General features: G+C 59.8%; 5 protein-coding genes. 2 read left to right on the plus strand and 3 right to left on the minus strand.

The window, feature by feature from the left end; all coding sequences use genetic code 11:
- Positions 1 to 84 precede the first annotated feature (84 nt).
- On the minus strand, positions 85 to 837 hold the full coding sequence (gene lpxH / locus KGB29_RS19845; RefSeq protein ID WP_150812605.1) for a UDP-2,3-diacylglucosamine diphosphatase: 753 nt from the start codon (positions 835 to 837) through the stop codon (positions 85 to 87).
- Entirely contained in the window at positions 834 to 1,337 is a 504-nt protein-coding gene (locus KGB29_RS19850) for a peptidylprolyl isomerase (protein ID WP_008053603.1), read from the minus strand. The genes lpxH and KGB29_RS19850 overlap by 4 nt, the downstream gene beginning before the upstream one ends.
- Positions 1,338 to 1,587: 250 nt before the next feature.
- Between KGB29_RS19850 and KGB29_RS19855 the strand changes: the two genes are divergently transcribed.
- Both KGB29_RS19855 and cysS read left to right on the plus strand, forming a co-directional pair.
- Positions 1,588 to 3,285: a glutamine--tRNA ligase/YqeY domain fusion protein gene (locus KGB29_RS19855; protein ID WP_150812606.1), complete on the plus strand. Its 1,698-nt coding sequence runs from the start codon at positions 1,588 to 1,590 to the stop codon at positions 3,283 to 3,285.
- A gap of 20 nt (positions 3,286 to 3,305) precedes the next feature.
- On the plus strand, positions 3,306 to 4,688 hold the full coding sequence (gene cysS / locus KGB29_RS19860; RefSeq protein ID WP_007970481.1) for a cysteine--tRNA ligase: 1,383 nt from the start codon (positions 3,306 to 3,308) through the stop codon (positions 4,686 to 4,688).
- 232 nt (positions 4,689 to 4,920) lie between these two features.
- Here cysS and KGB29_RS19865 read toward each other — a convergent pair whose 3' ends face one another.
- On the minus strand, positions 4,921 to 6,759 hold the full coding sequence (locus KGB29_RS19865; RefSeq protein ID WP_150812607.1) for a sigma-54-dependent Fis family transcriptional regulator: 1,839 nt from the start codon (positions 6,757 to 6,759) through the stop codon (positions 4,921 to 4,923).
- Positions 6,760 to 6,890 lie beyond the last annotated feature (131 nt).

Genomic DNA, 6,890 nt, shown 5'->3' on the forward strand with positions numbered 1-6,890 from the left:
AAGCGGTGGATCAGTCAATATAGATGTCGACTGACACGCCCTCTTCGCGAGCAAGCCCGCTCCCACAGGGTTATGTGTCTGGCTTCAGTTCGCGGGTGCTGCCAGTTGCGGTGGCGGAGTGAAATCAAACGGCGCAAGCGCAAACCCTTGCTCATCCACCTGCAATGCCCACCCTTGACGATCCCAGTCCCCCAGCACAATGCGCCGGGCCGCTTGCTCGCCAAGCTGCAACTTGTGAATCGCGGGACGGTGGGTATGCCCGTGGATCAGGGTTTTCACGCCGAATTCCTGCATGATCCGCGGAATCTCTTCGGGCGTGACATCGACGATGTCATTGGCCTTCATCCGCGTTTGCGCACGGCTTTCACTGCGCAGTTTGCGCGCCAGCTTGTGCCGGGTGCGCAGCGGCAGATGCCGCAGGATGAACAGGGTGATCGGGTTGCGCAGGTAGCGACGCAGCTTCATATAGGCTTCGTCGCGGGTACAGAGGCTGTCGCCGTGCATCAGCAGCACCGGCTCGCCGTTGAGCTGCACGACACTCGGATCCTTCAACAAGGTGCAGCCGGCTGCTTTGCAGAAGGCCTTGCCCAACATGAAGTCGCGATTGCCGTGCATCAGGAAAATGGCCGTGCCGCTGTCGCTCAATTCGCGCAGGGCCTGGCAGATGGAACGCTGGAAGGGTGTCATGGCGTCGTCGCCAATCCACACCTCGAAGAAGTCGCCCAGAATGTACAACGCACTCGCCGAGCGGGCGCGTCCGGCGAGCAAATCCAGAAACGCCCGGGTAATGTCCGGGCGCTCCTCTTCCAGATGTAAATCTGAAATCAGCAATATCACTCAATGATCTCGGCTTTCTCGATGATCACGTCGTCTGCCGGTACGTCCTGGTGGCCGGACTTGGAAGTGGTGGCCACGCCTTTGATCTTGTCGACAACGTCGGTGCCTGCGGTCACTTTACCGAATACTGCGTAGCCCCAGCCCTGAACGTTCTTGCCGCTGTGGTTCAGGAAGCTGTTGTCCGCCACGTTGATGAAGAACTGTGCGGAAGCCGAATGCGGCTCCATGGTGCGGGCCATGGCGACGGTGTACTTGTCGTTGGAAAGACCGTTGTCGGCTTCGTTCTGGATGCTTGGGCGCTTGTCTTTCTTTTCTTTCATGCCTGGCTCGAAACCGCCGCCCTGGATCATGAAGTTACCGATGACACGGTGGAAAACGGTGTTTTCGTAGTGACCGGCTTTAACGTACTCAACGAAGTTGGCCACGGTGATCGGGGCTTTGTCAGCGTTCAGTTCGAGGACGATGTCACCGAAGTTGGTAGTCAGTTTGACTTGGGTCATGATCGTTACTCACTTGAGGAATTCGTGGTGTTGGAACATCGCGTCCCGCCACCGGTTCAGCCTTTTTGGCCAAGGTGCGCAGTTTAGCGTGCCAGACGCGAATTTCGAGGCTGTTTTTTCATTTGCAGCCTATTAAATGCGACGGTTTACAGAGTGCGCTCTGTCAGGTACTTGACGGCATCGGCTATGATAGCGGCTTTGTTTTGTCCGGCCTTCATTACGGCCACGCACTTGTACGTTCAAGGATCCTATGAGCAAGCCCACTGTCGACCCTACCTCGAATGCCAAGACCGGCCCTGCCGTGCCGGTCAACTTCCTGCGGCCGATCATCCAGGCAGACCTGGACTCGGGCAAGCACACGCAGATCGTCACCCGTTTTCCGCCTGAACCCAACGGCTACCTGCACATCGGCCACGCCAAGTCGATCTGTGTGAACTTCGGCCTGGCCCAGGAGTTCGGCGGCGTCACGCACCTGCGTTTCGACGACACCAACCCGGCCAAGGAAGACCAGGAATACATCGACGCGATCGAAAGCGACGTCAAATGGCTGGGCTTCGAATGGTCCGGCGAAGTGCGCTACGCCTCGCAGTATTTCGACCAGTTGCATGACTGGGCGGTGGAGTTGATCAAGTCCGGCAATGCCTACGTCGACGACCTGACCCCGGAACAAGCCAAGGAATACCGTGGCAGCCTGACCGAGCCGGGCAAGAACAGCCCGTTCCGCGACCGCAGCGTCGAAGAGAACCTGGACCTGTTCGCCCGCATGAAAGCCGGCGAGTTCAAGGACGGCGCACGGGTGCTGCGGGCCAAGATCGACATGGCCTCGCCGAACATGAACCTGCGTGACCCGATCATGTATCGCATCCGTCACGCTCACCACCACCAGACCGGTGACAAGTGGTGCATCTACCCCAACTACGACTTCACCCACGGTCAGTCGGACGCCATCGAAGGCATCACCCATTCGATCTGCACCCTGGAGTTCGAAAGCCACCGTCCGCTGTACGAGTGGTTCCTCGAGCACTTGCCGGTACCGGCCAACCCGCGCCAGTACGAGTTCAGCCGCCTGAACCTGAACTACACCATCACCAGCAAGCGCAAGCTCAAGCAGCTGGTCGATGAAAAGCACGTCAACGGCTGGGACGACCCGCGCATGTCCACGCTGTCGGGTTTCCGCCGCCGTGGCTACACGCCTAAATCGATCCGCAACTTCTGCGAAATGATCGGCACCAACCGTTCCGACGGCGTGGTCGACTTCGGCATGCTCGAATTCAGCATCCGCGACGACCTCGACCACAGCGCCCCGCGCGCCATGTGCGTTTTGCGTCCGCTGAAAGTCGTGATCACCAACTACCCGGAAGGCCAGGTCGAAAACCTCGAACTGCCGTGCCACCCGAAAGAAGACATGGGCGTGCGCGCGTTGCCGTTCGCCCGTGAAATCTACATCGACCGTGACGACTTCATGGAAGAGCCGCCCAAGGGCTACAAGCGCCTGGAGCCGGCCGGTGAAGTGCGTCTGCGTGGCAGCTACGTGATCCGCGCCGACGAAGCGATCAAGGACGCCGATGGCAACATCGTCGAACTGCGCTGCTCCTACGATCCGGACACCCTGGGCAAGAACCCGGAAGGTCGCAAGGTCAAAGGCGTGATCCACTGGGTGCCGGCCGCTGCCAGCGTCGAGTGCGAAGTGCGTCTGTACGATCGTCTGTTCCGTTCTCCGAACCCGGAGAAGGCCGAAGACAGCGCCAGTTTCCTGGACAACATCAACCCTGATTCGCTGCAGGTACTCACCGGTTGTCGTGCCGAGCCTTCGCTGGGCAATGCACAGCCGGAAGACCGTTTCCAGTTCGAGCGCGAAGGTTACTTCGTCGCCGATCTCAAGGACTCGAAACCAGGTCAGCCGGTATTCAACCGTACCGTGACCCTGCGTGATTCGTGGGGCCAGTGATTTAGCGTCAAGGAATAAACGTGCTTACGATCTACAACACGCTCACCAAGAGCAAAGAAGTCTTCAAGCCGCTCGATGGCAACAAGGTGCGCATGTACGTGTGCGGCATGACCGTGTACGACTATTGCCACCTGGGCCACGGCCGCAGCATGGTCGCGTTCGACCTGGTGACGCGCTGGTTGCGCTTCAGCGGCTACGACCTGACCTACGTGCGCAACATCACCGACATCGACGACAAGATCATCAATCGGGCCAATGAGAACGGCGAGTCGTTCGAAGCGCTGACCGAACGCATGATCGCGGCGATGCACGAAGATGAAGCGCGCCTGAACATCAAGAAGCCGGACATGGAGCCGCGTGCCACGGATCACATCCCTGGCATGCACGCGATGATCCAGACCCTGATCGACAAGGGCTACGCCTACGCCCCGGGCAATGGCGACGTGTACTACCGCGTCGGCAAGTTCATGGGCTACGGCAAGCTGTCGCGCAAGAAGATCGAAGACCTGCGCATCGGCGCACGCATCGAAGTCGACGAGTCCAAGCAGGACCCGCTGGACTTCGTATTGTGGAAAGCCGCCAAACCGGGCGAACCGAGCTGGGAATCGCCGTGGGGCGCCGGGCGTCCGGGCTGGCACATCGAGTGCTCGGTGATGTCCACCTGCTGCCTGGGCGAGACCTTCGACATTCATGGCGGCGGCAGCGACCTTGAGTTCCCGCACCACGAAAACGAAATTGCCCAAAGCGAAGCGGCCACCGGCAAGACCTACGCCAACGCCTGGATGCATTGCGGCATGATCCGTATCAATGGCGAGAAGATGTCCAAGTCCTTGAACAACTTCTTCACCATTCGCGACGTGCTCGACAAGTACCACCCGGAAGTCGTGCGTTACCTGCTGGTGTCGAGCCACTACCGTAGTGCCATCAACTACTCGGAAGACAACCTCAAGGACGCCAAAGGCGCTCTGGAGCGTTTCTACCACGCGTTGAAAGGCCTGCCGAACGTGGCGCCAGCGGGCGGCGAAGCCTTCGTCGAGCGCTTCACCCAGGTGATGAACGACGACTTCGGTACGCCGGAAGCCTGTGCGGTGCTGTTCGAGATGGTCCGCGAGATCAACCGCCTGCGTGAGAGTGACCTGAACGCTGCGGCCGGTCTGGCCGCCCGTTTGAAAGAACTGGCCAGCGTGTTGGGTGTGTTGCAACTCGAAGCCGATGACTTCCTGCAGGCCGGCGCCGAAGGGCGCGTGGATGCAGCCGAAGTCGAGGCGCTGATTGCCGCGCGTCTGGCGGCACGCGCCGGCAAGGACTGGGCCGAATCCGACCGCATCCGCGACCAGCTCACCGCCATGGGCGTGGTGCTGGAAGACGGCAAGGGCGGCACGACCTGGCGTCTGGCTGACTGATTGCCTTGTTGGCTACGCCTTTTACAAAAGCAGAAACCCGCCTTGTGCGGGTTTTTGTTTGTGGGTATGGCAGGAAAATGCTATTCCAGCAGTGCTGACGCCTTCGCGAGCAAGCCCGCTCCCACATTTGATCTACGGTGTGTTTGAGTTTGGTGTACGACGCAAATCCAATGTGGGAGCGGGCTTGCTCGCGAACGGTCTCAAGCCGAACATTGCCAGTGCCGATCACTCGTCATTCCACTTGGCGCAATCGCTTGTAAAGGGTATTACGGCTTACTCCGAGCCTGCGCGCCAGATGGGAAATATTCCCCCCAACCGCCTGCAGCTGCCGATTCAACTCCTCGGCATCATCAAGATCAACCGCCAACGGCTCCGGCGTCTCCACCGGCTCCATCTCCAGATCGACAAAAAAATCATCCGGCAAATGCTCCGGCCTTATCGGTTGTTCCTCGGCCATGGCCAACGCCACCTGCATCACGCTGCTGACCTGACGCAGGTTTCCCGGCCACGGATGGCGCTCGAACAGCTCCAATACCTCGCGGCTCAGTCCGGCCCATTGGCTTGGTTCGCGATGCTGTTCCCACAGGCGTTTGAACAACGCCTCTTTATCACTGCGCTCTCTTAACGGTGGCAGTTCCAGGGTCAGGCCGCCGATGCGGTAATACAGGTCCTCACGAAACCGCCCCAGTTGTACCTGTTCGCGCAACGAGCGATTGGTCGCTGAAATGATGCGCAAGTCCACAGGAAACAACTCGCTGCTGCCCACGGGCTGCACGCAACGCTCCTGCAACACCCGCAACAGTCGCGCCTGGGTTGGCAGTGGCATATCGCCGATTTCATCGAGGAACAGCGTGCCTTTGTCAGCCTTGCGGATCAGGCCGATGCTGCCTTTCTGGTTGGCGCCGGTGAACGCGCCTTTCTCGTAGCCGAATAGCTCTGACTCGACCAGTTCGGCGGGGATCGCTGCACAGTTCACCGCAATAAACGCCTGTTTGCTGCGAGAGCTGGCCTGATGCAGGGCTTTGACGAAAACTTCCTTGCCGACGCCAGTCTCGCCGTGGATTAACAGCGGAATGTCTTTTTCCAGCAACCGCTCGGCCTGGCGCACAGCTTTTTCCACGCGGCTGTCGCCGAAGTGCAGGGTGTTGAGGCTGATCGCGGCCGGTGTTGGCGCAGTCACGGCAGGTTCGGCGAACACTCGCGGCTGAATCGGAACCTGCTTGGGTCTTTTCAGCAGACACTGGAAGCGGTTGCGCCCGGAAGCCTGCAGCGAGAAGGGCAAGCCTTCGGGTTGGTTCAACAACTCCAGCAGCGAGACCTTGAACAGGCTTTCGACACTGACCCGCGACAGGCTGATGCCCAGCAGGTTGTCGGCCCGGCGGTTGGCCGACAGCACTTGGCCGGTTTCATCGAATATCAGCAATCCGGCCCACTGACTGTCGAGGTTGTTCAGCCCGGTGTTGAACGTCAGCTGAAAATGCTGGCCATGGAACAGGTTGAGGATCAACCGGTTTTCCACGGTCTGGCTCATCATCTTGACCATGCCCAGCGTGTGGGAGGGCGGCAGGTAGCTGTCGCTAGACACGTCCAGCACCGCGATCACCTTGCGCTCGGTATCGAATATCGGCGCGGCGGAACCGGTCATGAAGCGGTTGGCCTTGAGGAAATGTTCGTCGTGCTCGATGTGCACCGCTTGCTCGCAGGCCAGGGCGGTGCCAATGGCGTTGGTGCCGGTGCAGCGTTCCATCCAGCTGGCGCCGGCGCTGAAACCCCGGGCCAGTTTCGGTTCGATAAAACGCTGGGTGCCCCACGACGTGAGTACCTGGCCCTGATGGTCGGCGAGCATGATCAGGCAATTGGAGTTGCTCAGGATGTTCTCGTAGTAGGGCAGCACTTCCTGATGGGTGGTTTGCACCAGTGAATGCTGGCTCTCCAGCAGTTGCGCGATGCCCGCGGCCGGCAATTGGTCGAATGCCGGTGTGCTCTGATGACTGAGGCCGAACGCGCGGCAACGGGACCAGGAGTCCTGGATGATGGCGTCGTGGGACAGCGGCGAGGCGGGTGCGGCCATGGCAGTCAGTCTCTGAATCAGCATTTTTATTGTTGTTATGGGCAGCTCGGCAACACACCGAACTACAGGTGGGAGCGGGCTTGCTCGCGAAGGCGGTGTATCAGTCAGATCATCGCTGAATGACACACCGC

Source organism: Pseudomonas sp. BF-B-30 (assembly GCF_019956305.1).
Taxonomy (GTDB): domain Bacteria; phylum Pseudomonadota; class Gammaproteobacteria; order Pseudomonadales; family Pseudomonadaceae; genus Aquipseudomonas; species Aquipseudomonas jessenii.